The following is a 24,953-nucleotide window of genomic DNA, read 5'->3' as shown; positions in this document are numbered from 1 at the left end:
ATAGAAAGAGATACTAAAGGCAGGTGTTTCACAATGATCCGTATTCAGGGAAATACATATGAACTGGTGGAAGAGGTTAAAAACGGGTGGTCTGAAGAAGCTTTTAAAGAAAGATACAGCGATGTATTAAATAAATACGACTATATTGTAGGGGACTGGGGTTATGAGCAGCTAAGGCTGAAAGGTTTTTTTGAAGATAAAACACGCAAAACCTCACCTGAAGCTAAAATCAGCTTTCTGCCCGAATATTTGTATGAGTACTGCAATTTTGGCTGCGCTTATTTCGTCGTCAAAAAAGTGAAAGAAAAAGCAACAAAGGAAAGCTGAACAAGTCATTCATTGGATGACTTGTTTTTTCAGGTAAAAAATGGGGGGACTGTCCCCCCATTTTTTACCTTTCCTCCGGTTCATCGTGAGGGGGATGGGAACCGGGGTCTTTTCTTTGCATTCCTTCATGCAAGTGCCGGTTTTCATAAGTGAAAGCACTGATTGCCCTTTGGCCCGGCTGCCAGGGAGTGCTTTTACCTAACGGCGGCTCAAAAGGTGCCCCGTAAGCCCCTTCAGGAGTTATTTCCGGAAGGATTTCCTCTCTGTATTTTTCTACAGCTGTAAAATCTTCATATTGTTTCTTTTTACCAGCCATAAAAAACACCTCCTTATCACTATTATGTGATAAAGAGGTGCTTTTCCATGTAAGCAGCTTTTTAATAAAAGCCCTGCGCTTTAAATGACTTCATATAAAAATTCACGAAGTTCCTGTGCGTCTTCCTCGTCCAGCTGAAAAGCATGCTCCACGTATCCTTCTTCGTCAAGGTCATCGGTCCCGATAATCGCATAGCGGCTGGATTGCATATTTAACACAAGCTTTTTTCCGTAATAGCGGTTTGTGGTCGTAATAGCTAAATCAAAACGCTGCGATTCGCCCATAAAACTGACGAAACGGGTCTTTGTATCTTCTGATTCATCATACAGAAAAAAACGTTCAGACATGCTTGATCGCTCCCTTATCTGATTAAGTGTGTTCAGGCATGACTAAATGAGGTTTCTGGTTTAACTGGTGGTGTGCTTTAATATACCGTACGGTCCCTGTTTTAGCTCGCATGACAATCGTATCGGTTTCAACAAGGTCGCCACCTAGAAAGCGGACACCTTCAAGAAGCTCACCGGAAGAGACCCCTGTTGCGGCAAAAATAGCATCATCACTTTTCACCAGGTCATCAAGAGAGAGGAATTTTGTTGGTTCCTCAAGCCCCATTTCTTTACAACGATTGTACTCGTCGTCATTCATTGGCACTAACCGAGCCTGCATATCCCCGCCCAGCGCTTTAATAGCTGCAGCTGAAATGACGCCTTCAGGAGCTCCGCCAGTGCCTACAAATAAGTCAATACCTGTCCGCGGCAATGCAGTCGCAATAGAGGCACCTACATCTCCGTCTCCAAACAGTTTAACACGGGCACCCTTCTTTTGAACACGTTCAACTAATTCCTCGTGGCGTTCCCGCTCCTGGATGATGACAGTCACATCACGGACGCGTTTATTATTCATTTTAGCAACAATATCAATCGTTTTTTCTATCGGATCATCCAGTCTGACTAACCCTGCAGACTCAGGCCCTACTACGAGCTTTTCCATATACATGTCAGGCGCATGCAGAAGCGTGCCTTTATCTGCCACTGCTATGACTGCCATAGCATTAGGATGGCCCTTTGCTACTATGTTTGTACCTTCTAAAGGGTCTACAGCTATATCGACTTCAGGGCCTTCTCCTGAGCCTAGTTTTTCTCCAATATAAAGCATAGGGGCTTCATCAAGTTCGCCTTCACCAATCACTACTGTCCCCTGCATACTGACAGAATCAAACATTGTTCTCATAGCTGTTGTAGCAGCGTCGTCAGCTTCGTTTTTTAAACCTCTTCCCATCCACTGTGCAGAAGCTAAAGCAGCTGCTTCTGTCACTCTTACAATTTCCATCGCCAGTTCTCGATCCACAATGATTCTCCTCCAATAGTTGTTTGATTCGGGTTATAATAAGTATATCGTCGATAAATCCTTCATCATAATAACAAAAAAAGCATATAAAATAAATCATATTTTTAAATTTGACACTCGTTTTTAAAAGTAAACCCTTTCAATGTGTCATACTTTTTATTTTTTAAAGGAGTTGAGCATATGTATTTTGTAGACCGGAAGCTGATGGAAAAAAGATTGAATTATTATGAGGAAATAATGGGAGACTTTAGTAAAATAAAATCCACTGATACAGCGGAAACCAGATTAGCTGTTGAACGAATATGCCATATGATGATTGAAGTAATTATGGACGTAGGCAATCAGATGATTGATGGGTTTATTATGAGAGACCCGGGAAGTTATGAAGATATTATTCATATCCTGGCTGATGAAAAAGTTTTATCAAAAGAGGAAGCAGATGCCCTGGAAGCTCTTATTCCCTGGAGAAAAGAACTTCTTCAAAATTATACAACTATAAATGTTACCGGTATGTATGACGATTTTAAAAACAAGTCGGAGGCATTAATTAATTTCCCGGGAAAAATACGTAAATATCTGGAAAATGAATTGGGGCCAGTGTCTGCCTTTTTGCCTCAAAAAGATTAAAAGTGAAAGTTTGTGAAAAAGTGAACAAATTATGGAGAGATTAAGTCAATTTTTCAAACTTTATACTTATTAAATTTACTGTCACGGTAACCTTCGTTAAAATAAGGATGAAGGATGGTGAGGTAAATGGCGACGAAGACCACCTCAACAAGGGACCAAATATTAAGCTTATTAAAAAAGAAGAAACAAATGACAGTATCAACCATTGCAAAAGAGCTTTCCATCACAGAAATGGCTGTCAGAAGGCATCTGAACACTTTAGAGAGAGATAATGTAGTTGAGACGACTTTATTAAGGCAGGCAATGGGAAGGCCGACAAATGTTTATCAGCTTTCCACCTCCGGTCAAGAGCTGTTTCCCAGAAATTATGGGGAGCTGACGATTGATTTGCTGAGGACGATTCAGGAAAAAGAAGGATTGGCTAAAGTAAAAGAGTTGTTTGATCACCGGAAGGATAAGCTGAAACTCCGATTTGAAAAAAGAATGTTTCTAAAAGACTTCCAAAGCAAGGTACTGGAGCTGCAGAAAATACAAAACGAACAAGGATTTATGGCAGAAGTGAACCAGGAACCGGACGGAAGTTATACGTTTAAACAGTTTAATTGCCCGATTGCTGCTGTAGCAAAAGAATTTCCTGTCGTATGTGCCGCTGAGATGCAGCTGTTTAAAGAGCTGCTTGAAACAGGCGATATTCAATGCGAGAGATGTATGTCTGCTGGACAGGAGCAGCACTGCTATTATAAAATCAAACAGTCAGAAGGCTTTTAAACACGCCACTCTCTCCTGAGTGGCGCTTCTTTTTTTGGAGATTTATGAAAGACATTGAGGAGGATTCACATGGGTAAATATAAAGGATATTTAATTGATTTAGACGGGACTATGTACCGTGGAGAAGAAAAAATCGATGCAGCATCCCGTTTCGTTAAACAGTTAGAGAAAAAAGATCTTCCGTATCTTTTTGTAACAAACAACTCTTCACGAACCCCTAAGGAAGTGGCTGAAAAACTGGTATCCATGGATATACCGGCGACAGAGGAACACGTCTTCACGACGAGCATGGCGACTGCCCAATTCATTGAACAGGCGTACGGGAAAGTAAACGTCTATATGATTGGGGAGAGAGGACTGGAAGACGCTTTAGTTAAACAAGGACTTAACTTAACAGATAAAGAAATTGAAGCAGTCGTGATGGGAATTGACCGGCAGATAAATTATGAGAAACTGGCTGTAGCCTGCCTTGCTGTAAGAGATGGGGCGGCTTTCCTCTCAACAAACGGCGATGTAGCTATACCGACAGAACGTGGACTTATGCCTGGTAACGGGTCTTTAACTTCGGTGGTTCACGTCTCTACAGGCGTCACTCCAAAGTTTATTGGTAAACCTGAGTCGGTGATTGTTGATCAGGCGCTGGCCGTGTTGGGGACTGAACGAAATGAGACGTTAATGGTTGGGGACAATTACCAGACAGATATTATGGCTGGGATCAATGCTAAAATGGATACGCTTATTGTCCATACCGGTGTGACTTCAGTTGAGCAGCTGGCTGAAGAGAAAATCCAGCCAACCTATGCCATTCATACATTGGATGAGTGGGACTGGAAAATTTAAAAGGAGAGAAGTCTCCGCAGCGACATGGTTAAGCGCTGGAGTTGCACTCACTTTACGGAAAGTCCGCAGAGAGCCACGAGGAACTGTCTGAGGGTTACCGTCCGTTTCTCTCGTTTGCAAATTCAGAAAAGACCTTCTCTCAATTGGGTGAGAAGGTCTTTCTTATCTTTATTATAATTTAAAATAAACGAAAATGGTTTTTTCAACGTGTTAAAGAGGTTCTCTTAAAATAAATTTAATATTCTCCTGCCTCTCTGTGTGCGAGCCGGCTTGAAGCAGCTGCAGCAATTGCTCCGACAATATCATCTAAGAAAGTATGGCAGCCGTTATTCTTATCATTTAATTTTTTTAAAATTCCCGGCTTTTCCTTATCAATATAACCGTAATTAGTAAAACCGATCGACCCGTAGACATTGACAATAGATAAGGCGATTATCTCATCGATTCCGTAAAGGCCTTCATCTCTTTCAATTATTCCCTGAAGAGGCGGTTCCAGTTTTCCTTCCTCAGCCAGCCTGTCGATTTGGATTCCTGTGAGTATGGCATTATGCACTTCTCTCTTTGATAATACTCTTTCCACGTTTTCCAGACAGTCTTCTATAGTAAGTGTAGGGTAGTAGGATTTCTGGAGAGTATAAACCAATTCCCCAATGTCCCGAAGTGAGACTCCGCGGTCCGAAAGCCAATTTTTAGCAGTGTCCTCAATTAAACCTTTCTGCTTTTTCATCATGGTTTCCACCTGCTCCTATCTTATTTGTTTCGATTAGTGTATTCACCGGGTCTAAAGATATTCCCCCTTAAGGCACGATTTGGGCGTTTCACTCATAAACTGAAGACAGAAGGCGTACGAAAAGGAGCGGGATCGATGTTGGAGCGGCAGTTATATGAGAATTACAGGATAAGCGTGGAGCAGGTTTCATTTATAGGGGAAGATGCGGTTATAAATGCTGACGGAAAAAGTTATTTATTAAGAAACAGCGGCCATTTGCCAGCTAAAAAAATTGAGGAACAAATGCTTATGGCAGAGTATTTAATTTATAATGGTGAGCCTCATATTGCAAGGCCCGTTCTTTCTCAGCGAGAAAGCTATATATCAGTTATAGATGGAGAAAGCGCCATTATTTACGATATTACCAGCGATCTTTCACAGGAGCGATTCCAAACAGATCAATCCGCCGGGAGAAAGCTTGCAAGATTTCATCTTAAGGGGGAAGCCTTTGAGGCCTCACACTCTGTATGGAATGGCACATGGTATGCGTGGCAGGACCGGTGGATAAAGAGGCTGGATCAATTGGAAAACTGGTATGTGAAAAAACAGAAAGATCCCTACAAAACACCAGGGGATGAATGGTTTCTGTTAAGCTTTCCATATTTTTTAGGAGTAACTGAAAATGCTGTTCAAATGATGAATACGATCCAGACGAATAACCCGTTTTTAATCAGAGAAGGTAAGGGAAACACCATTTGTCACCAGCGGTTTCATGAAGGGTGCTGGCTGACAGTGGATGAGCGCCATGTAGGGGCAGTAAAAGTACCATCGGATTTTACTTATGATCATTTTACAAGAGATACAACTGAATATATCAGGCATCTAACTGCAGAACCAGGCTCTTTTAATAAAAAAACGAAAAGGATAGAGCGTTTTTTGCACAGGTACCAGACTATTAAACCTTTTGACGGTGTAGACTTTCAGCTCTTAATTGCCAGGCTCGCTTTTCCAGTTCATTATTTCGAGCTTGTTGAAGAGTATTACCGGACAGTTGATGATGAACGAAAAGCTGTACTGGAAGAAGATTTAAGCCTTCTGTTTACAGGAGCAGAGGAATACGAGCACACTATCCGCTTTGTGGCATCGTTATTTCCAGATAGTAAAAATATTTTTGTGCTTCCTGAATGGTTATCAAATAAGAAGTAATGGCTCTTTGATTGATGATACGGTCACCTGACGTATATACTTGTACTGTATGCGCTAACAATCATGAAAGGGGCCATTATTTATTATGTCAAAACCTTATGTTTATGTAACACGCAAAGTACCGGAAGAAAGTCTGACTGCTCTCCAGGAAGTAGCAGAAGTGGAAATGTGGCCGAAAGCAGAGGAACCCGTCCCAAGAGAAGTCCTGTTGGAAAAAGCGAAGAAAGCTTCAGGGTTATATACCATGCTTTCTGATCAAATTGATGACGAATTATTAGATAATTCTCCTCATTTAAAAGTAGTGGCTAATCTTGCTGTCGGCTTTGATAACATTAATGTTGAAAAGGCAACAGAAAAAGGAATATCGGTATGTAACACGCCGGATGTCCTGACCGATACAACTGCAGATTTGGCGTTTGCACTGCTTATGGCTGCCGGAAGAAGAATTGTTGAAGCAGCAGAATACGTGAAAGACGGCAAATGGCAGAACTGGGCACCGCTGTTATTAGCAGGAACAGATATCCATCATAAAACAATCGGGATTGTTGGTATGGGAAGGATAGGAACTGCTGTAGCTAAACGGGCAACAGGTTTTGAAATGGAGATTCTTTACCATAATCGTTCAAGAAAAAAAGAGGCTGAAGAAGAATTAGGCGCTTCTTATGTACCTTTTGAAGAATTAATTGAGCGTTCTGATTATGTCGTATGTCTTGCGCCATTAACGAAAGAAACGAAAGATTTATTTACGTATGACGTCTTTAATAAAATGAAATCATCGGCTGTCTTTGTGAATGCTTCAAGAGGAGGGGTGGTCGTTGAAGAGGATTTGGAAAGGGCGTTAAAAGAAGAAACTATTGCTGCTGCAGGGCTCGATGTGTTCCGTAAAGAGCCGATCCCAGCTGATCATCCGCTGTTAAGTCTAACAAATGTTGTAGCACTTCCTCACATTGGAAGTGCGAGTGCAGAAACCCGCCATGAAATGGCAGCGTTAGTAAGCCGGAATATTGCCAGCGTATTAAAAGGGGACACGCCTGAAGCCCTTGTAAACGAAGATGTCTGATCATAAAAAAAGGAGTTGCAGATATCTGCAACTCCTTTGTGTTTAAAGAAAATTAGAATACTTGTTCTAATTCTGTTACTCCTGGAACCTCTTCCAACAAAGCACGCTCAATACCTGCTTTTAAAGTAATTGTTGAACTTGGGCATGAACCGCAAGCTCCCATAAGACGAACTTTAACCACGCCGTCTTCAATATCTACAAGTTCAACGTCCCCTCCATCACGAAGTAAAAACGGACGCAATTTATCGAGCACTTCTTGCACTTGGGCTTCCATTGTTTCTGTTGCCATAATCTAAACACTCCTTTCTTTACAATTATTATAATATTCTTCACGGAAAAAATCCATGGGGAGGGGTTAATTTTTTCGGTAATTAATATGAACATTGTGTGTATAGTGGTAATCTCATTTAACGCCTGCTAATGTGATAAAATAACAATAGCAGGAGGTGGGAATGATGAACCCGGTTTATATAACTGTTTATGGCGCAGAGCAGAAATGCGCGAGTTGTATCCATTTACCAAGTGCCCTTGAAACAAAAGAATGGCTCGAGGCAGCAATCACACGTAAATTTCCTGATTATCCGATAACTGTGGAATATTGCGACATTAAGCAGCCAAAGACGGAAGAAGAAAGATCTTTTTCTGAAAAAATTCTCGAAGATGAATATTTTTATCCACTCGTCGTTCTGAACGGGGAAGTTGCAGGAGAAGGAAATCCTAGGCTATCTGCTATTTACGGGTTAATTGAACAGGAACAAAAAAAGTAGCTCCGGCAGTGGCTGGCGCTACTTTTTTGTTTATAAGTATTAGGAAGATCATAAAATCAAGAACCTGAGTGATGCTTGTACATCCACAAAACTCCAGACTTTAGAACCCGGGGAATTCTGCCAGTAAGCGATTTTTCTCCCATCAGGCCAAAACCGTGTTTTTTTCCTAACGAGCCTAACGTTCCTTTAAGTTTAATTTTAGGCATTTCTTCAGGGTAAGGTTCGTCCTTCCATTTTTTGTTTAATAGCATGGCAACCCGCTCAGCCTGAGCTTCAGCAAGCTGCGCACTGGGAGCGTGAGTGGAGCATGCACAGTCGCCAATTACAAATACATTCTCATAATTGTGAAGGTGGTGGTACTTCGTAGTGTGTAACCGCCCCATGTGGTCCTGTTCTACATTTTCAAGGTTTCGGACAATTTTATTAGCCTGAATCCCTGCAGTCCAGATAATAGCGTCAGCTTCTACTGGTTCATCATGATTATAAAGAGTGTGTCTCTCGACCTTGGTGATGTTAGCTTTATTAATAATTTTCACATCGTTTTCAACTAACCAGTCGGTGACATAATTGTACAATTTAGCGGGGAACATAGATAAGATGTTTTCTCCTCTGTCGAAAAGCATAATTTCAAGGTCCGGTCTGCTTTCCCGTAATTCACTCGCTAATTCGACCCCGCTAAGTCCTCCACCTACAATACAGACTCTGCCGTTTGGCCTGACGCTCTGGAGCACCTGGTAGGTTTTCCTGGCACGTCGCATACTTTGGATGCTTAAAGTATTTTCCTGAGCGCCTGGCACCCCATGATGTTTATCTTCACACCCTAAACCAATAATTAAATCATCATAGTTGATAAACTCTCCTGACTGAAGTTCCACCTTATTATCATTTAAATGAATATCCGTCACCACTTCAAACTTTAGTTCGAGGCGGACGTCGTTTGGAAAAGAAATACGTAAGTGGCGGTCAGCAACTGTTCCTGCCGCAAGAGCATAAAACTCTGTTTTTAAACTGTGATAGGCTTCTTTCTCAATTAATGTAACCGATACATCTTTGACATCTTTTTCATTTAAAAGCTTCTGGATTACCCGAAGCCCTCCGTAGCCTCCACCTAAAATAACAAGGTTTCGCACGGGATCAACCCCCTTTAATCGTGCAAAGGAGAGTAAACCGCTGAAATAACGACAACGCTTACCTTTGCTTCCTACGATATATTATGACAAATTAGTGACAGTTTAAATATATCAGCTTTTCAGGAATTCTACAACGTAAAATGAAAGCGCTTATATATATTAGTATAATTGTTGGGCTGTTTAGCAGTTGACAATGGCAGATGGGGAAGGTAGCATAAACGGGAAAGTTTCTGTATATACCCAGAGGTGAATATAAATGAATCCAATTATTGAATTTTGTGTAAGCAATCTGGCGAGCGGTACGCAAAAAGTAAAAGAAGAACTTGAAAAAGACCCTGACCTTGATGTGCTGGAATACGGCTGCCTCAGTTTTTGCGGACAATGCGCAAGAAGTAAATTTGCTCTAGTGAACGGAGAAGTGGTTACAGGGGAAACAAATGAGGAACTCCTCAAAAACATTTACAAATATCTAGAAGAAAACCCAATGTTCTAAAGTAAAACCCGGCCCTTTGCAGGTCGGGTTTTGTTAATAGAGAACATACGTTCCTGATCGGTTTTTGTTGTATTCCTCTGCAGTCTCCATTAACATATAAATAATCAGAATTAAATCCGGGGGAGTTATTATATGAAACCAATACCTTTTGACCATACATGGCCTTATGACCTTCAGATGGGTGATATATACTTACCTTCGTGTCCATATTGCGGTAATGATAATGTGATGACAAATATGTCTTTAGAGGCCCTGAAACGAGCTAAAGAAGGGGTGAAAGCGAGGGTTAACATGCCTTGCTGCAGAAAAACAATGATTATCATTGAAGCAGATGAAGACTACCTTTGGACAAGTGAGAAGCTCAGGTAGCAGCCCGTTTAAGATCCAGCAGTTTACTTGACCACCCCTGATCAGCCGGACTTCACCAACAGACAAACATACAAAAAACCGAAGTCACGCCTTCACGCGCAGCTTCGGTTTTACTTTTAATACTCTTTAATCACATTGTAGAAAGTGTCACGCTCGACTGGCTTCTTGTCGGCGCCTTTTATCAGATGAATCAGTTCCTCACGAGTTAAGCCTTGAGAAGTTAACGCACCGACAGAGTGGGAAATACGCTCTTCGATCAGCGTCCCATGAATATCGGAACTTCCGAATGAAAGAGCCATCTGTGTTAATTGCGGTCCAATATTGATCCAGTAGGCTTTAATGTGGTCAAAGTTATCAAGCATCAGCCTGCTGATGGCAATCGTACGCAAATCATCATAAGCAGAAGTCCGTCTTTTCAGCCCGGCATTGACACTTCTCGGCTGCATAGCTAAAGGAATGAAAACCATAAAGCCGTTTGTTTTATCCTGAAGCTGTCTTAGCCGGTCCATATGGATTAACCGCTCCTCTTTTGATTCAATTGAACCATAAAGCATAGTAGCATGTGTTTTTAAACCAAGGTCATGGGCGATTTCGTGAGCTTCAAGCCATTCGTAAGTTGAAGCCTTGTCAGGGCTCATCTTAGCCCGGTAACGTTCCGTCAGTATTTCTGCACCGCCGCCAGGGAGCGTGTCCAGCCCGGCCTTAATTAGCTCTTCCATAACTTCTTTCATGGTTAAACCCGCGTGTCGGGCAAAAAACTCAATTTCAGCTCCTGTATATGCTTTTACCGTGCACTGAGGGTAATGCTTTTTCAGCGTGCGGATCGTATCTAAGTAGTAATCAAAAGGAACGTCTGTATTATGGCCGCCGACAATATGGAATTCACGGATATTATCATTCCAGCGCTCTTCCACATATTTCAATAACTCTTCTTCATTCATTGTATACGCGCCTTCTTCACCAGGCTTACGTTTGAAACCGCAAAAGCCGCAGCTGGCTTCACACACATTTGTAGGGTTAATATACATATTCTGAATAAAGTAAACATTTTTACCGTTTTTATTTTCATTCACCTGATTAGCAAGCTGGGCGACGGTGAGGTAATCTGTTGTTTCATAAAGCTTCAGGCCATCTTCTATCGTCAGCCGTTCACCGTTCATTACTTTCTGTTTAATTTCTTCGAGATTCTGGTCTAGCAAAACCGAACTCATTTCAATCCCCGCCTTTGTAAAAGTGTTAATAGTCTGACTATATGTGATTAAATAGTTTTAAAAAGGAGCATAAGCCCATTTCGTTTCCCGAAACTCCTTTTATCTTACCATCATTTTGACAAGCTTGCCAAAAATAAATTCAGAAGGCCATTTACAGGTTTTTTGAAGAAAGTGGGCAGAACACTAATTACAATCCGGTTTCTTGAAGGTCACATTAATAGCCGTTATAATGGATATAAGATTCACAGAGACAGGAGGGTTTGACACATGTTAACAATTACTGAAGCCGCAGCAAGCCAGGTTAAACAGATGATGGCTGATGAAGAAGAGGCAAAGTATCTGCGTATTGGAGTTCAAGGCGGAGGCTGCAGCGGTCTGTCTTATGTTATGGGCTTTGCTGAAGAAGCGGGCGATGAAGACAAAAAGCTGGAAATTGAAGGCATTGATGTTGTAGTAGAAAAAGAAAATATCCCAATGCTTGAAGGCGTTAAGATCGATTATAAACAGAATATGATGGGCGGCGGATTTACCATTGATAATCCCAATGCCATTGCAAATTGCGGGTGCGGTTCCTCATTCCGTACTGCCACGAATGCGGGTACACCTGAAGATTGCTAATTATCTAAAGAGGCCAGGACAAAAGAATAGTCATTATAAAGAAAGCCGAACAAATCTTATGATTTTTGTTCGGTTTTTCGCTTTTTTACTTAACAAAATTAGCTCTGATAAATAGTAATAGCAGTAATTTCAGTCCGCCAGCGGACGCTTGCCCAGGGGCTTGTCTTCAGCTAAATTTAACTTAGCCGGGAGCTTCGTTGAATTGGATCTTCAGACTGCGCTTACTCCTTCGGGCGTCGCCGCCTTCTGGCCTTCAATAAAAAAGCTGAGGCTATTTAATATGTGGTAAAACTAAAAGTACCCATGTTATAAGATGTCTAATAAAAAATATTGTTCGTATTTTACAAACTTGTCTTTAGTTTTGGCCCGGCCTCTTTTATACAAAAAACCGGAGCATGCAATCGCATGCTCCGGTCTGTATAGTCTCGTTTACCAGATAAAACTCTCTCTGGAAACAACTGTCTGATGTTTCATTCTTCTGGACAGCCGTTTTAAAATAGGCTGGAACTGTGACCGGCTGTGGCGCTGGCCGTTGGATCAATGTAAACTTTGGCTTTGTTAATAGCGGTAGGTGCTTCACCAAATCCACACGCAATCAGTTTTACTTTACCTTCATAAGTCGCGATATCCCCGCAGGCATAAATACCTTCGATGTTAGTTTCCATATTTGAATTGACCTTAATTGAATTTTTTTCGATTTCCAGACCCCATTCTTTAATCGGCCCCAGGTTAGAAATAAATCCATAGTTAACAATTAAAGTATCAATATCTACTTTATGTGTTTTTTCACCGTTCTTTTCTTTTAGTGTAACGGCTGTTATTTTATCGCCGTCATGGTGTAATTCGTTAACTACAAAAGGTGTACGGACATTTATTTTATCAGAATTCATTAGCTGTTCAACACTGTGCTCGTGGGCACGGAACTTATTTCTCCGGTGAACAATTGTAATTTCTTCGGCTATGTCCTCAAGCATCAGAGTCCAGTCAACAGCTGAGTCGCCTCCCCCGGCTAAAACAACGCGGTCTCCTGCAAACTTAGTCAAGTCGCTTACGAAGTAATGAAGGTTTTTACCCTCAAACTGTTCAGCACCTTCAATATCTAATCGGCGGGGCTTAAATGCTCCAACCCCTGCTGTAATTATCACCGTTTTAGTATAATGCTTTTCTTTTTCAGTCGTTAACGTGAAAATGTTGTCATCTCCCTTTTCAACATTTTCAACCGCCTGCTCCAACACAACCGTTGGGTCAAACTGTTTGGCTTGCTCTTCAAGATTGTCTACTAATTCCTGTGCCCTCACTTTCGGGAACCCAGCGACATCATATATGTACTTCTCAGGATACAGCGCTGATAATTGTCCCCCTAACTGAGGCATTGCTTCAATAATTTTAACTTTTGCCTGCCGTAAACCTCCGTAAAAAGCTGTGAATAAGCCGACAGGGCCTCCCCCGATAATTGTAATATCGTATACTTCTCTCTCTTTTGACAAACCTCACACCTCCACACTTATATTAGACAGTTGTTCCTTTATACATTATAATCTTTAACCGGCAGGAAAGAAAGACCCCCACTTTAATAAATCAAATTAATCAAAAAATTCTTAAAATAATACTTTATAGAAGCTTTTTAAGTTAAAAAACATTATAATAGTATTAAGGAGATACAAAATGAAATTAATTGCAACGTTTCTCTAAAAAAGTTCGAAAAATCGTCGAAAAATAGTTGAAAATTCTTCACTTAACCCATATGATGATATAGGGAATACAACATAGTCTCCGTGCTGATAGGATTATCTGCAATCTTTTATAAAATAATTTTTTTATATCTTGGTACGTGAATTTTATCACAAAGTGTCTCTGGTGAAAAAGAGGTTGACATTGTGGTTAAACGGGAAAAATGGAGATTAAGATTAAGACTGGAGTGAGAAGAATGAACAAAAAGCCCAAAATAGTGATTTTAGGTGCTGGTTATGGCGGAATGATGACAGCTTCAAGGCTTCAAAAGGCGAATGCTTATCAGGATGCTGATATTACATTAGTCAATAAGCATAATTATCATTACCAGACCACATGGCTGCATGAGCCGGCCGCAGGAACGCTGCATCATGACAGAACCCGGATGAAGATTGACAAGGTGATTGATACTAACAAAATTCAGTTTATTAAAGACTCAGTGGCTGAGATTAAAAAGGATGAAAAGAAAGTGATCCTGGAAAAAGGGGAACTGGACTACGACTATCTCGTGATTGGTCTCGGGTCTGAACCTGAAACCTTCGGAATCCCGGGTGTTAAAGAACATGCTTTTTCAATCCGCAGTGTCAACTCTGTTCGTTTAATTCGCGAGCATATTGAATATATGTTTGCCAATTATAATAAGCAGGAAGAAAAACATGATGATCTGCTGACATTCGTGGTAGCCGGTGCAGGCTTTACCGGCATCGAGTTTGTTGGGGAATTATCTGAGCGCATCCCTGAGCTTTGTGAAGAATATGATATTGCAAGGGAAAAAGTAAAGCTTTATTCTGTGGAAGCAGCTCCGACAGCTCTTCCGGGATTTGACGAAGAGCTTGTGGAATATGCAATGAATCTGCTTGAAAGCAGAGGGGTTGAATTCAAAATTAACACTCCTATAAAAGAAGTGCAAGACGGGGCAGTTCTTCTTGCTGACGGAGAAGAGATCAAATCTCAGACAATTGTCTGGACGACTGGGGTACGCGGTAACCCTGTTATCGAAAAGTCTGGATTTGAAGCTATGCGGGGCCGTGTAAAGGTCGAAAAAGATCTGAGAGCCCCAGGATATGATGATGTCTTCATTATCGGTGACTGCGCACTCATTATTAATGAGGAAATTAACAGACCTTATCCTCCTACCGCACAAATTGCAATTCAGCAGGCTTACACATGCGCCAATAATCTGAAAGCGCTGCTGGCTGGTAAAACAGACATGGAAGAGTTCAAGCCTGACATCAAAGGTACAGTAGCTTCTCTTGGCGGAAAAGAAGCGATCGGTAAAGTAGGAGACAGAAAGCTATACGGCAACTCGGCTTCAGCTGTAAAGAAAATCATTGATAACCGTTACCTTTTCCTTCTTGGAGGTATGCCGCTAGTCCTTAAAAAAGGAAAATTAAACATTTTTTAAAAGTGCCACAACTCACCGGACAATAGCTGTTCCGGTGAGTTTTATTGTTCTGTTTCTTTATTGCTTTATCGTTTAAAAGCAAAAAATTAAAATAGACAGGAAATATATCATAATAGAAGAAATACAGAGTGAAAACAACTTGTTTACGCTTACACGAAGGATTGTCAGGTAATTTAACAGTTTTCAAAATGGATTTTTTCTGATATTGTTATCTGAAAGTTCTGAATACTATAATTAAATTAAAGGGGGAGTCATCATGGCGTTTTCCAAGAAGAAATTAAAGTTAACCGATTGCCCTTATTGTACTGGGAAAGGGTATTTCCAGCTGCTGTTGGGTGGCTCTGAAACGTGCTTTCACTGCCAAGGATCAGGCAGAAAACACTGATAAAAGTATAAAATGATTATAATTTGCTGAATTTAAACTTCCAGAGCCGCTCTGGAAGTTTTTTTTTGCTTAAACAGATTCAGGCAGAGCAGAACCGCTAAACATTTATAAGCTGGTAATTAAGACATGCAAGCGGAGAAAAGATGATTGACGTTCTTATAAGAATTAAGTAAACTAAAGTTTGATCTTATGGGGGTGAACCACTTGTTAAATTTGCCGCAATTAATTATTGCCATTTTATTATATTTTGTGCTATTTTTTGGAATAGGGTTTATTCTGAATATGCTGCTGCGTTCTACTTGGACAATGGCTGTTATTTACCCTGTCGTTATTTTCTTTATAGTTGACCAATCAGGATTTTTCAGCTATTTTACCAATCCCTCACAGTCTTTTTCCTCGCTGGCAGAAAACCTGATAGCGCTCACCACTGCCGATATTATCATTTTGATAGCCGGCATGGTCGGAGCAGTGCTGTCCGGGGTAGCCAACCGTATGTTAAGGAATAGAGGTTATCAGATGTTTTAACTCTCCTTTTAGAAAAAAAGGGGAGTTTTTTGTATAGTCTTTTAAGGTTAAGGGCATCCTTAAATGATGAAAGGTGTGTGACTCATGGCTTTCGTCAAAACACAAATACAACGGTTAGCCCTCACTGTACTGTTTGCTGGAGCGCTTTTTACGACCTATTCGCATATTTCAAATATTAAAGCTGACGATCTGCTGGAGTGGTGGAACGATTACAGAGCCGTTCCTGCAGTTGAAGAAAGCCATCATGGGATGGCAGATGAATTAGTGTCGCTTGAAGCAGACAGTCCAAGGACTTTACAAATGGAATCCAGCCCTGTAACAATAGACGATGCGGAAGACTGGTCAAATTACCCTGTTAAGGAAGTCGTAGCTACCGGTTATACAGCGGGCTATGAGTCTACCGGAAAAACGGAAGACCATCCCGAATACGGCATTACTTATTCAGGCGCTAAAGTTAAAAGAGATTTGTATTCAACGATTGCAGCAGACCCGGAAGTTTTTCCTCTGGGTACAATTTTATTTATACCCGGTTACGGCTACGGGGTTGTAGCAGACACCGGTTCTGCCATTAAAGGAGATAAGATTGATTTATATTTCGATACAGTAAAAGACGTCTATGATCTATGGGGGAAAAAATCAGTAGAAGTTTTTGTAATTGAAGAAGGTAATGGATATATAACAGACGAAGATATAAAGAGATTGAATGAGGCTGAGGAAGTTCAAACTTACAGAGAAGAGTTTACTTCCCTCCAGGCTTCATAAAGAAAAAGTTGCTGGACGGTAAATCGTCAGCAACTTTTTTGGCAATTAATAAATTAGGGCATGCATAGCGATGGCGAGGATAATCCCGAGGAGTCCGCCAAAAAATACTTCAATCGGCTGATGCCCGAGCAATTCTTTTAGTTCTTTTCGTTTTTCCTGTTCCTTTTTTTCAGGCCAGTGCTTCATTTCAGCTACCGCTTTGTTAAAGTCTGTTACCAGACGGTTTACAACGGTAGCCTGTTCTCCGGCATGACGGCGCACTCCAGTGGCATCGAACATCACGATAATCCCTAAAATTGCAGAGATGGCAAAAAGAGAGGAGTCTAATCCATATTCCAATGCTATTGCCGTAGCAAGAGCAGTTACGGCACCTGAGTGGGAACTTGGCATTCCTCCTGTACTTGTAAGAAGGGTCCAGTCAAACTTGCGTGAAGCAATAAAATGAAGCGGAACTTTAATGAACTGGGCGAAACCAATCGTAAAAAGAGCAGCCCATAAAGGAAAATTATGAAATACTTCCATATGTTTTTGATATCCTTTCTTCAGTAAACTCTATGAGTGCAAAAATAATTTCTAAGTTAAGGGGAGCTTTATTATACCACATATTTTCCCTTTCATTAATAAATGTAAACGGAGCTTAATAACCCGGTCAGCTGGATGTTAATAAAACTGCTTTATAGTTCAACATTCATATAAGCTGTTGAGGATTTATACGAGAAAGATTATAATCATAAAAAATGACCTAAACAGGACTATTTATCAGATTAAATATGGGAAAAAACCGCAAAAATCTAAAAGAATGTTTAATTAGTTTACGGGCGGGGTATATAGTATATCAACCTCAACTGTGCGAAATTGGCTTTTATAGCGAGGTTTGCAGAGAATAATGGCATTGTCTTAATGTTATACAAGGTGAGCCTTGTTCATTGGTTTATTTTGAGGTATATGTCAGACTATCCGTTTTGTGAATAAAGTAGGATTGCTATAAGCTATTTAATAGCCGTCTTTGTCCTTAAAAAAGGAAAGGGTTTTAAAATAGTTTTATTAATAAAACATCATTTTTAATATTATGCTGATTTCAGGTTACTCAAGGTGGTATCCTGTGCGTCGAAGTATCTCGCAGTTTATTCATGAGAGATTCACTCATTGCTTTTCCCGCTGGCGTGCCGATTTCTTCTAATACTAAGTTGATTTATTACAAAGCTTTTATAAAAATACTTATTTTACAATAGGGATAACTTTTAAACAACAAAAGGGGGGAGAGTAAGATTGGAAAATACTCAGGCAAAAAGTTCATCTAAGAAAAAACAGAACAAAGTTTTTAAGTTCCTTGATGCCACTTTGCATACAGTGGAAAAATTTATTCTAAGCTGGTCTATTATTGTTATTTCAGTTATGACCGTTGGAAATGTGCTTACCCGGATGATTACCGGTTCGAGCTGGCATTTCGCAGCAGAAATCAGCCGGCTTGCAGTTATTGTAGCCAGCTTCATGGGGATTAGTTATGCAGCCAGAAAAGGGCGGCATATAAGTATGTCGGCGTTCTTTGATTTATCTCCTAAACCGGTAAAGAAAGCATTATCGATTATAAATCCTCTCATAACAGCTTTGGTTCTTTTTATAGTCAGTTACTATGCTGCTATTTATACTTACGGCATTTATGAAACAGGCAGAACGACAGCAGCTTTGGAATTTCCTTTCTGGCTTATGGTTGTAGCCATTCCTGTAGGCTGTTTTATTGGCGGTATCCAGTTTTTAAGAAATATGTGGATGAATATTGCTAATAAAGAAGTCTATTTGGCGGAAGATAAAAAGGATTATGATGAACAGTAATAATAAATTTTAATATTTATAAGACGTAAAAAAATTAGACTGAGAGGAATCTGCTATGGTTTGGACACTACTTGGCATTATGATTATTTTGCTCTTAATGGGTTTTCCAATGATGATTCCTTTAATTGCCGGGCCGCTTGTTATGCTATTTTTCTTTATGGACATGGACCCGACCATCATGGTTCAGCAGATGGTAGAAGGAATTTCATCATATGTACTTATTGCGGTGCCTTTATTTATTTTTGCCGCAGATATAATGACCTCTGGGAGAACGTCCCGCAAGCTTCTTGATTTTGTAGGATCTTTTGTAGGGCACCTGAGGGGAGGATATGCTATAACCACGGCTGCCGCCTGTACACTCTTCGGATCAATTTCCGGTTCCACCCAGGCGACAGTGGTAGCAATCGGTAAACCGATGCGGGAAAGATTATTAAAAGTCGGTTATAAAGATTCCAGCGCTATTGCACTTATTATTAATTCAAGTGATGTCGCGCTTCTTATTCCGCCAAGTATCGGGATGATCATCTATGCTTTGGTATCGAATGCCTCTGTTGGTGATCTGTTTATCGCAGGTATTGGACCTGGTGTACTTATATTTTTATTTTTTGCAACATATGCTTATATTCACGCGAAAATACACAACATACCATTGGCGCCTAAAATGTCATGGAAAGAACGTAAAGATGTAACGATCAAAGCTTTGCTTCCGTTAGGGTTTCCATTTATTATTATCGGCGGTATTTATACAGGACAGTTTACACCAACTGAAGCGGCCGGGGTTTCTGTTTTGTACGCCTTAATTCTTGAAGTATTTATTTTCAGGTCGCTGAAATTATCCCAGATCCCAGGAATTGCGTTATCCTCAGGGATCGTAACTTCTGCCGTATTCGTTCTGGTGGCGGGGGGCCAGGCTTTTTCCTGGGTAATCTCTTTTGCCAGAATTCCAAGAATGCTGACAGATGCAGTTATGGGTACTGATCCGACAGCTCTTTATGTGTTATTTATTGTGGCGGTATTCTTCTTTGTAGGCTGTATGTTTGTTGACCCTATTGTCGTGATTTTGATACTTACGCCTATATTTGCCCCTGTTGCAGAAACAGCAGGGATCGACCCGGTTCATCTCGGAGTCGTCATTGTATTCCAGGCGGCACTTGGATCTGCTACGCCGCCGTTTGGAGTCGATATATTTACGGCCAGTGCGGTGTTTAATAAATCATATCTTGATGTTATACGGGGCACGCCGCCGTATATTGTAATGCTTCTTATCGTTTCAGTTTTAGTTATTGTTTTTGAAGACATCTCACTCTTTTTACTGAAGCTTTTCTAAGTTTCCAATAAGGGTGCAGGTCTTTAAAATAAAAAATTTGGGGGTATAAACATATGATTAAGAAAAAAGGTCTATTGGCCAGTGTCATGTCACTGGGACTTGTTCTTGCTGCTTGCGGTGGGGATAACAATGAAAATGGAAACAACGCCGGAGGAGATAATGACCCTGATGGCAACGGCAACAATGGAGGAGAACAGGTAGAGGCTCAGGAATGGCGTTTTGTTACTGAAGAAACAGAAGGCCAGGTTCAAATGGTATATGCTGAAGAATTTGCAGAACTCGTCAATGAAAAATCTGATGGACAGATTACTATTGATGTTTACGGCTTTGGTGAGCTGGGCAGTGAGGTAGACCAGGTAGAGCAGCTTCAACAGGGAATTGTTGAATTTGCAATTATTTCGCCAGGTTTTACCGGTACACTGGTCCCTGAAGGAAATATTTTTGCTCTCCAATTCCTTTTCGATGATGACCAGGAGTTAAACCAGCAAGTATTAAATGAGAGTGAAGCAATCAATACTCATTTAGCCGAAAAATATGAAGATCAAGGTATTATGCCGTTGGCATTCTGGACAGAAGGAGCTATGCAGTGGACTGGAAACTCTCCTTTACAGACTCCGGATGATTTCCAGGGCTTCCAAATGAGAACACAGGAATCTCCTTTAATTCTTCGTTCTTATGAAGCTTATGGAGCTAACCCGACTGCCATGAGCTGGGGTGAATTATACACTGGCCTGCAGCAGGGAGCAGTTGAGGGTCAGGAAAACCCATTATTCTTTATCGAAGATGCCAACTTCCATGAAGTACAGGACTACCTGACTATTTCAAACCACAATATGTATGTGACTATGACCACAGTAAACCCTGATTTCTATGAGGGATTAGATGAGGCGACTCAAAATATTGTTGATGAAGCAATTGAAGAAATGAGAGACAGAGGATTTGACATTCAACAAGAACAAAATGATGCTGCTCTTGAACTGATTGAAGAAGCAACAGATACACCTACAGAAGTTATTGAGCTTACTGAAGAAGAGCGTGACGAGTTCCGTGAGCTTGCTGGTGAAGCTCGCGACTACTTCCGTGAAAACGGCGGAGACGACGCTGAAATGATTCTTGACATGCTCATTGACGAAATTGAAGAAGCTCAGGGCAACTAATTAAGATATCGCAAAAGCCGGGATTTTTTCCCGGTTTTTTTATTGGTTTCTAAAATAATTAATTTACAAAACTGAATTGACAGCAGTATTGAATGGTGTTAAATTAATAACTGTTTTCACGTTATCGATTTATCATAATAAAGTAATAAAGAATTAAAGGGGATAAAACAATGAATGCTGTCATTATAGCTGTATTAGTTATGATCGGTTTAAGTTTAATGAGAATCCATGTCGTTATTGCACTCATCACTGGTGCAATGGCCGGAGGGCTTGCCGCTGGTTTTTCCATTACAGAGACAATTGAAATTTTTACTGGCGGACTGGACTCTAATGTAACTGTCGCACTAAGTTATGCGATGCTCGGTGCTTTTGCTGTGGGGATCAGTTATACTGGCTTGCCTAATCTTATGGTGAAAGCTGCAATAAAAATTGTGGGACGCGAAGGTGAAGCCCGGAAAAAAACGTTGACCAAAGTTTTACTTTTGTTTATTATCACGATTATTGCTTCATTTTCTCAAAATCTCGTTCCTGTCCATATTGCTTTTATACCTATTTTTATTCCACCCCTGCTTAAAGTCTTTAACGAACTAAGAATGGACCGCCGGGCTGCCGCGACAGCTTTAACGTTCGGATTGAAAGCTCCTTACATTCTTATTCCAGCAGGATACGGTTTAATATTTCATGATATTGTTGCAACGAACATGGAAGAGAGTGGTATGCAGGTTGAGATGGCAATGATTCCGCAGGCGCTTATGCTTCCTGTAGCAGGAATGCTTCTTGGTTTGCTGGTTGCCATTTTTGTTACTTACCGTAAAGAACGAAATTACGAAGACGTAGAGCTGACTGCTGCGGAAGAGTCAGATCAATATGATTATACAGGTGCGGGAATAGCTGTAGGCTTACTTGCAATTATAGTTGTTCTTTACTCTCAGTTGATGACGGATTCTATGATATTTGGAGCCCTGACAGGATTAATTATTTTATACCTGTATTTCGGCTACCTTCATGTCAGGAAGAAGCTTAGCATTTCCCAATCCGAGCAATTGTTAACAAATGGGATGAAAATGCTGGCATTTATAGGGTTTGTCATGATTGCTGCTGGAGGTTTTGCTGAAGTAATCAGGGAAACAGGTCATGTGGACTTGCTTGTGGAAGCCACTTCAGGATGGATCGGGAATAATCACGGTCTGGCAGCGATTTTAATGCTTATAATTGGTTTATTTATCACAATGGGGATCGGTTCATCGTTTGCTACTATTCCTATTATTGCGGCAATCTATGTTCCTCTTGCTGCCGCTATCGGTTTATCACCAATGGCTACAATAGCTTTGATTGGGACTGCCGGGGCTTTAGGGGATGCAGGGTCACCTGCCTCAGACAGTACCCTTGGACCGTCAGCAGGACTGAATGCAGACAGCCAGCATAATCATATTTGGGACACTTGTGTACCGACATTCCTTCATTTTAATATCCCATTAATAATTTTCGGCTGGATCGCAGCGATGATTTTATAGATATACGAGTTTTCTCCTCACTACAAAAGAGTGAATGCCTGCTTTATAAGCGGCATTCACTCTTTTTGATGTATTAAGAAGCGGCTTTCATCTGATGAGGTTGACGGTTAACTGCTTTCAGCAGTTGTGGAGCAAGTATAGCAGTGAAGGTCGCCAAAACTAAATCTTTAATAAAGAATGGGGTCATACCTGCCGCTATAGGAAGCAGCTGTACCCCGTCTAAACCTAGAATGAAGTTACTATGGAAGTATAAATAAGGAACGCCGATAAGATAGTTAATAATCAGCCCTGCATAACTTGCCATAAAAAATGTCAGCAATGTAGGCCTTGGAGATTTCTCAATTATAGCGCCGGCTGCAAAGGCAAGAACTACAAAAGAAATCAAAAAGCCTAGAGTTGGAGATGCAATAACATGAAAACCGCCGCTAAAGCCTGCAAGAACAGGAACCCCTATAAACCCTACTAATAAATACCCGATCATGGAAAAAGCGCCTAATTTTTTTCCCAGTAATATACCGGCTAATATAGCTACCACTGTTTGGAAAGTTAATGGCACAGGACCGAGTGGTATAAAAGCGGCTAAGTTTGCCCCTATTGCCATTAGTGCGATAAATACGGCCCCTTTTGTTAAATCCACTATTTGAAATTGCTTTTTGTCTGACATAAACATCCCCCTTGTAATGTTAACTTTTATCAAAATATGGTTAACATTATCATACGAAGGCTAATGTTTAATGTCAACGTATTATTTTAATAGTTAACAATCGGGAAAGTTAAAGTTTTCACATACTTGTCATTTCATCTCCGTTTCAACGCGAAAATATGTGCTAATATAATTAACAAATGAATACCTATTCATTAATTGCTTAATACTAAAGGTACAGAAAGTCCTGAAAGGAGGCCGTGATGATTACTCAAATGAAAAACAATCATCTCGTTGAAGAAGTGCAGCATTATTCCTTAAAAGAAATGACATCCAGTGACATGATAGATAATAAGAATTTGAAACCAGAGTTGTTGCCGGAAAAAATTCTTCAGGCTATTTATCCTGAAAACTCTTCAATTATGCCTGTGCATGAAGCGCAGAATATAATTATATGGTACAGTGATCAATCCTTTTCTAAATCCCTTCAAAATAAGGTAAACGTCTGGCGAAAGAACAGCAAGACTATCCATCTTATTAATTGCGGCGTAAACAGCAGCTTTGGAGAACCGGGTGTTCATGAATACTTTATTAAGAAACATACGGAAGGTGCTCTTGCTTTAGGATATATGAATGAAGTATTCAACAGAAAAGGGCTGATTCCTGCTTTTGTCAGTGAACATGATAAACCTTTCTTTACTTTTAAAGAAATGATAAAAACTTATAATTTAGAAAGAGTGAAAGAAATAACAGGCTTAACTAAGAAAGAGATCACTGCAATTTATAATATTTTCCAGTCTGGCTTCCGCCCTTATCACTGGCTGGCTTTATCCGAAAGATCAGACGAGAGGACAATTCAATCCATACGCTCAATCTGTTTACTTCCTGCTGCTCAATTAAATGAAAAAGAAAATATTAAAATCCCTGTTTCCTATGAACAGGATCCTTTTGAAAAAGCTTTTGCGGTTATTCCAAAGGAGGGGAGCTATCCCTATAAACTTATTCCAAAATCTGAATTATTTTTATCAGAGAATAAAAGGAGCGCCGAAAATTTTAATTTACCATCTGGTTTAAAGAAAAGTTTAGTCTCTTTTTATGACTGGGATTTTGCTGATTATTTTGATGTCGATCCTCTTCCTTCCTGGGACCACTATGAGTGATGAGACTAAAACGGGAAAGAGTTATCAAGAACTAATTAGAATGGAATCGAATATATTTGAGATGCTGGAAGAGACTGAGATAAAAGAATAGATTTTTGAAAGACATCCGGACACTATGTTGTTCGGATGTCTTTTAATAACTGTCAGGTGGAAGCCTGCCCAGGGGCTTTTCATCAGCTGCGGCGTAGTTAGCTGAAGTTCCTGTTACTTATGTTGCTCTTATGCCTGTGGGTTGCTTAGCCTCTATTTTAACCTTATAAAAGAGTGATCGTGAAAGGAGTAGAATACAACAAAGCTTTATAGCTTCCGTCCGGGCGATAAGCTTCTATTCGAGCGCTTAAAGTTTCTTACTTAAAAATATATATTTGCTATTGACCTATTGAGAAAAGGTCAATATAATAGATCAAGTCGCAAAGGGAAAAAATTAAAAAATATAAAAAAATCAAAAAAACTATTGCATCCCGATTGTTATTTTGATATATTATTACTTGTCGCCGTTGAGGGCGGCAACCAAGCCGGCAAAAAACATTAAAAAAGTTGTTGACGGCGGAATGATGAAATGTTATGATTAAAAAGTCGCTAAAAAACGACAAAAACAACATTTTTTGACCTTTGAAAACTAAACAAAAAGCCAAGCGAAGAGGGATATTTAAATATCCCGTCAATGAATTATTTTTATTTTGATGTCAGAGACATCGAACTCTTTTATGGAGAGTTTGATCC

Annotated in this window: 29 protein-coding genes; 19 read left to right on the top strand and 10 right to left on the bottom strand. The window is 40.3% G+C overall.

All coding sequences use genetic code 11. From position 1 onward, the window contains the following. The first annotated feature begins 33 nt into the window (after window positions 1–33). The gene (locus tag K8O68_RS11485; protein ID WP_230897031.1) at window positions 34–327 is read left to right on the top strand and encodes a YutD family protein; all 294 of its coding nucleotides are present in this window, start codon (window positions 34–36) and stop codon (window positions 325–327) included. 64 nt (window positions 328–391) lie between these two features. Here K8O68_RS11485 and K8O68_RS11480 read toward each other — a convergent pair whose 3' ends face one another. The 3 genes from K8O68_RS11480 to glpX form a co-directional block, all read right to left on the bottom strand. Continuing rightward, window positions 392–643 carry a hypothetical protein gene (locus K8O68_RS11480; RefSeq protein ID WP_230897030.1) on the bottom strand — a complete coding sequence of 84 codons (252 nt, stop codon included), beginning with the start codon at window positions 641–643 and terminating at the stop codon, window positions 392–394. A gap of 80 nt (window positions 644–723) precedes the next feature. Continuing rightward, complete coding sequence (locus K8O68_RS11475) at window positions 724–990, bottom strand: DUF3055 domain-containing protein (RefSeq protein WP_230897029.1); 267 nt, start codon at window positions 988–990, stop codon at window positions 724–726. Window positions 991–1,012: 22 nt separating this feature from the next. Beyond that, window positions 1,013–1,990, bottom strand: coding sequence for a class II fructose-bisphosphatase (glpX, locus tag K8O68_RS11470; protein WP_230897028.1), 978 nt, complete (start codon window positions 1,988–1,990; stop codon window positions 1,013–1,015). A 180-nt stretch (window positions 1,991–2,170) separates the two neighbouring features. Between glpX and K8O68_RS11465 the strand changes: the two genes are divergently transcribed. From K8O68_RS11465 to K8O68_RS11455, 3 genes are all read left to right on the top strand, one after another. Next, window positions 2,171–2,617 (top strand): DUF86 domain-containing protein, encoded by a 447-nt coding sequence (locus tag K8O68_RS11465; RefSeq protein WP_230897027.1) that lies wholly within the window; start codon window positions 2,171–2,173, stop codon window positions 2,615–2,617. A 126-nt stretch (window positions 2,618–2,743) separates the two neighbouring features. Next, window positions 2,744–3,385, top strand: a complete 642-nt coding sequence (locus tag K8O68_RS11460; protein ID WP_230897026.1) for a helix-turn-helix transcriptional regulator — start codon at window positions 2,744–2,746, stop codon at window positions 3,383–3,385. A gap of 69 nt (window positions 3,386–3,454) precedes the next feature. Next, window positions 3,455–4,225 (top strand): TIGR01457 family HAD-type hydrolase, encoded by a 771-nt coding sequence (locus tag K8O68_RS11455; RefSeq protein WP_230897025.1) that lies wholly within the window; start codon window positions 3,455–3,457, stop codon window positions 4,223–4,225. A gap of 235 nt (window positions 4,226–4,460) precedes the next feature. Here K8O68_RS11455 and K8O68_RS11450 read toward each other — a convergent pair whose 3' ends face one another. Further along, window positions 4,461–4,955, bottom strand: a complete 495-nt coding sequence (locus tag K8O68_RS11450) for a phosphatidylglycerophosphatase A family protein (RefSeq protein ID WP_230897024.1) — start codon at window positions 4,953–4,955, stop codon at window positions 4,461–4,463. 135 nt (window positions 4,956–5,090) lie between these two features. Here K8O68_RS11450 and yutH point away from each other — a divergent pair, with 135 nt between their 5' ends. Both yutH and K8O68_RS11440 read left to right on the top strand, forming a co-directional pair. Next, window positions 5,091–6,140 (top strand): spore coat putative kinase YutH, encoded by a 1,050-nt coding sequence (gene yutH / locus K8O68_RS11445; RefSeq protein ID WP_230897023.1) that lies wholly within the window; start codon window positions 5,091–5,093, stop codon window positions 6,138–6,140. 85 nt (window positions 6,141–6,225) lie between these two features. Continuing rightward, complete coding sequence (locus tag K8O68_RS11440; RefSeq protein ID WP_230897022.1) at window positions 6,226–7,200, top strand: 2-hydroxyacid dehydrogenase; 975 nt, start codon at window positions 6,226–6,228, stop codon at window positions 7,198–7,200. Between the two features lie 52 nt (window positions 7,201–7,252). Here the strand turns inward: K8O68_RS11440 and K8O68_RS11435 are convergent, their stop codons facing one another. Continuing rightward, window positions 7,253–7,489 carry a NifU family protein gene (locus K8O68_RS11435; RefSeq protein ID WP_093055345.1) on the bottom strand — a complete coding sequence of 79 codons (237 nt, stop codon included), beginning with the start codon at window positions 7,487–7,489 and terminating at the stop codon, window positions 7,253–7,255. Window positions 7,490–7,652: 163 nt separating this feature from the next. Here K8O68_RS11435 and K8O68_RS11430 point away from each other — a divergent pair, with 163 nt between their 5' ends. Continuing rightward, the gene (locus tag K8O68_RS11430; protein WP_342740480.1) at window positions 7,653–7,967 is read left to right on the top strand and encodes a YuzD family protein; all 315 of its coding nucleotides are present in this window, start codon (window positions 7,653–7,655) and stop codon (window positions 7,965–7,967) included. Window positions 7,968–8,023: 56 nt separating this feature from the next. On the opposite strand, the gene K8O68_RS11425 is transcribed toward K8O68_RS11430, so the two are convergent. After that, window positions 8,024–9,097, bottom strand: a complete 1,074-nt coding sequence (locus tag K8O68_RS11425) for an NAD(P)/FAD-dependent oxidoreductase (protein ID WP_230897021.1) — start codon at window positions 9,095–9,097, stop codon at window positions 8,024–8,026. Between the two features lie 256 nt (window positions 9,098–9,353). Here K8O68_RS11425 and K8O68_RS11420 point away from each other — a divergent pair, with 256 nt between their 5' ends. Continuing rightward, window positions 9,354–9,590, top strand: coding sequence for a YuzB family protein (locus K8O68_RS11420; RefSeq protein ID WP_093055351.1), 237 nt, complete (start codon window positions 9,354–9,356; stop codon window positions 9,588–9,590). A 132-nt stretch (window positions 9,591–9,722) separates the two neighbouring features. Continuing rightward, window positions 9,723–9,959 carry a hypothetical protein gene (locus K8O68_RS11415; RefSeq protein WP_230897020.1) on the top strand — a complete coding sequence of 79 codons (237 nt, stop codon included), beginning with the start codon at window positions 9,723–9,725 and terminating at the stop codon, window positions 9,957–9,959. Between the two features lie 116 nt (window positions 9,960–10,075). Here the strand turns inward: K8O68_RS11415 and mqnE are convergent, their stop codons facing one another. After that, window positions 10,076–11,170 carry an aminofutalosine synthase MqnE gene (gene mqnE, locus K8O68_RS11410; protein ID WP_230897019.1) on the bottom strand — a complete coding sequence of 365 codons (1,095 nt, stop codon included), beginning with the start codon at window positions 11,168–11,170 and terminating at the stop codon, window positions 10,076–10,078. A 267-nt stretch (window positions 11,171–11,437) separates the two neighbouring features. On the opposite strand from mqnE, the gene K8O68_RS11405 reads away from it, so the two are divergent. Next, the gene (locus K8O68_RS11405; RefSeq protein WP_230897018.1) at window positions 11,438–11,788 is read left to right on the top strand and encodes a HesB/IscA family protein; all 351 of its coding nucleotides are present in this window, start codon (window positions 11,438–11,440) and stop codon (window positions 11,786–11,788) included. A gap of 491 nt (window positions 11,789–12,279) precedes the next feature. On the opposite strand, the gene K8O68_RS11400 is transcribed toward K8O68_RS11405, so the two are convergent. Next, complete coding sequence (locus tag K8O68_RS11400; protein ID WP_230897017.1) at window positions 12,280–13,275, bottom strand: NAD(P)/FAD-dependent oxidoreductase; 996 nt, start codon at window positions 13,273–13,275, stop codon at window positions 12,280–12,282. Between the two features lie 440 nt (window positions 13,276–13,715). Here K8O68_RS11400 and K8O68_RS11395 point away from each other — a divergent pair, with 440 nt between their 5' ends. The 4 genes from K8O68_RS11395 to K8O68_RS11380 all read left to right on the top strand — a co-directional run bounded on the left by K8O68_RS11395 (window position 13,716) and on the right by K8O68_RS11380 (window position 16,596). After that, window positions 13,716–14,924, top strand: a complete 1,209-nt coding sequence (locus K8O68_RS11395; protein ID WP_230897016.1) for an NAD(P)/FAD-dependent oxidoreductase — start codon at window positions 13,716–13,718, stop codon at window positions 14,922–14,924. Between the two features lie 256 nt (window positions 14,925–15,180). After that, entirely contained in the window at window positions 15,181–15,309 is a 129-nt protein-coding gene (locus K8O68_RS11390) for a YuiA family protein (RefSeq protein ID WP_230897015.1), read from the top strand. A gap of 204 nt (window positions 15,310–15,513) precedes the next feature. Further along, window positions 15,514–15,834: a YuiB family protein gene (locus K8O68_RS11385; RefSeq protein ID WP_230897014.1), complete on the top strand. Its 321-nt coding sequence runs from the start codon at window positions 15,514–15,516 to the stop codon at window positions 15,832–15,834. A gap of 84 nt (window positions 15,835–15,918) precedes the next feature. Further along, window positions 15,919–16,596: a 3D domain-containing protein gene (locus K8O68_RS11380; protein WP_230897013.1), complete on the top strand. Its 678-nt coding sequence runs from the start codon at window positions 15,919–15,921 to the stop codon at window positions 16,594–16,596. A gap of 45 nt (window positions 16,597–16,641) precedes the next feature. On the opposite strand, the gene K8O68_RS11375 is transcribed toward K8O68_RS11380, so the two are convergent. Further along, window positions 16,642–17,118 carry a divergent PAP2 family protein gene (locus tag K8O68_RS11375; protein ID WP_230897012.1) on the bottom strand — a complete coding sequence of 159 codons (477 nt, stop codon included), beginning with the start codon at window positions 17,116–17,118 and terminating at the stop codon, window positions 16,642–16,644. Window positions 17,119–17,865: 747 nt separating this feature from the next. On the opposite strand from K8O68_RS11375, the gene K8O68_RS11370 reads away from it, so the two are divergent. From K8O68_RS11370 to K8O68_RS11355, 4 genes are all read left to right on the top strand, one after another. Beyond that, window positions 17,866–18,429, top strand: a complete 564-nt coding sequence (locus tag K8O68_RS11370; protein ID WP_230897011.1) for a TRAP transporter small permease — start codon at window positions 17,866–17,868, stop codon at window positions 18,427–18,429. Window positions 18,430–18,484: 55 nt separating this feature from the next. Further along, window positions 18,485–19,756, top strand: a complete 1,272-nt coding sequence (locus K8O68_RS11365; RefSeq protein ID WP_230897010.1) for a TRAP transporter large permease — start codon at window positions 18,485–18,487, stop codon at window positions 19,754–19,756. Window positions 19,757–19,809: 53 nt separating this feature from the next. Continuing rightward, entirely contained in the window at window positions 19,810–20,913 is a 1,104-nt protein-coding gene (locus K8O68_RS11360; RefSeq protein ID WP_230897009.1) for a DctP family TRAP transporter solute-binding subunit, read from the top strand. A gap of 170 nt (window positions 20,914–21,083) precedes the next feature. Next, window positions 21,084–22,427 (top strand): Na+/H+ antiporter family protein, encoded by a 1,344-nt coding sequence (locus tag K8O68_RS11355; RefSeq protein ID WP_230897008.1) that lies wholly within the window; start codon window positions 21,084–21,086, stop codon window positions 22,425–22,427. 73 nt (window positions 22,428–22,500) lie between these two features. Here K8O68_RS11355 and K8O68_RS11350 read toward each other — a convergent pair whose 3' ends face one another. After that, on the bottom strand, window positions 22,501–23,091 hold the full coding sequence (locus K8O68_RS11350; protein ID WP_230897007.1) for a biotin transporter BioY: 591 nt from the start codon (window positions 23,089–23,091) through the stop codon (window positions 22,501–22,503). A gap of 242 nt (window positions 23,092–23,333) precedes the next feature. Between K8O68_RS11350 and K8O68_RS11345 the strand changes: the two genes are divergently transcribed. Further along, window positions 23,334–24,230 (top strand): molybdopterin-binding domain-containing protein, encoded by an 897-nt coding sequence (locus K8O68_RS11345; RefSeq protein ID WP_230897006.1) that lies wholly within the window; start codon window positions 23,334–23,336, stop codon window positions 24,228–24,230. Window positions 24,231–24,953 lie beyond the last annotated feature (723 nt).

This window comes from Salipaludibacillus sp. CUR1, from assembly GCF_021028955.1.
Classification (GTDB): domain Bacteria; phylum Bacillota; class Bacilli; order Bacillales; family Salisediminibacteriaceae; genus Salipaludibacillus.
This window is presented reverse-complemented; position numbering and strand designations above follow the sequence as displayed.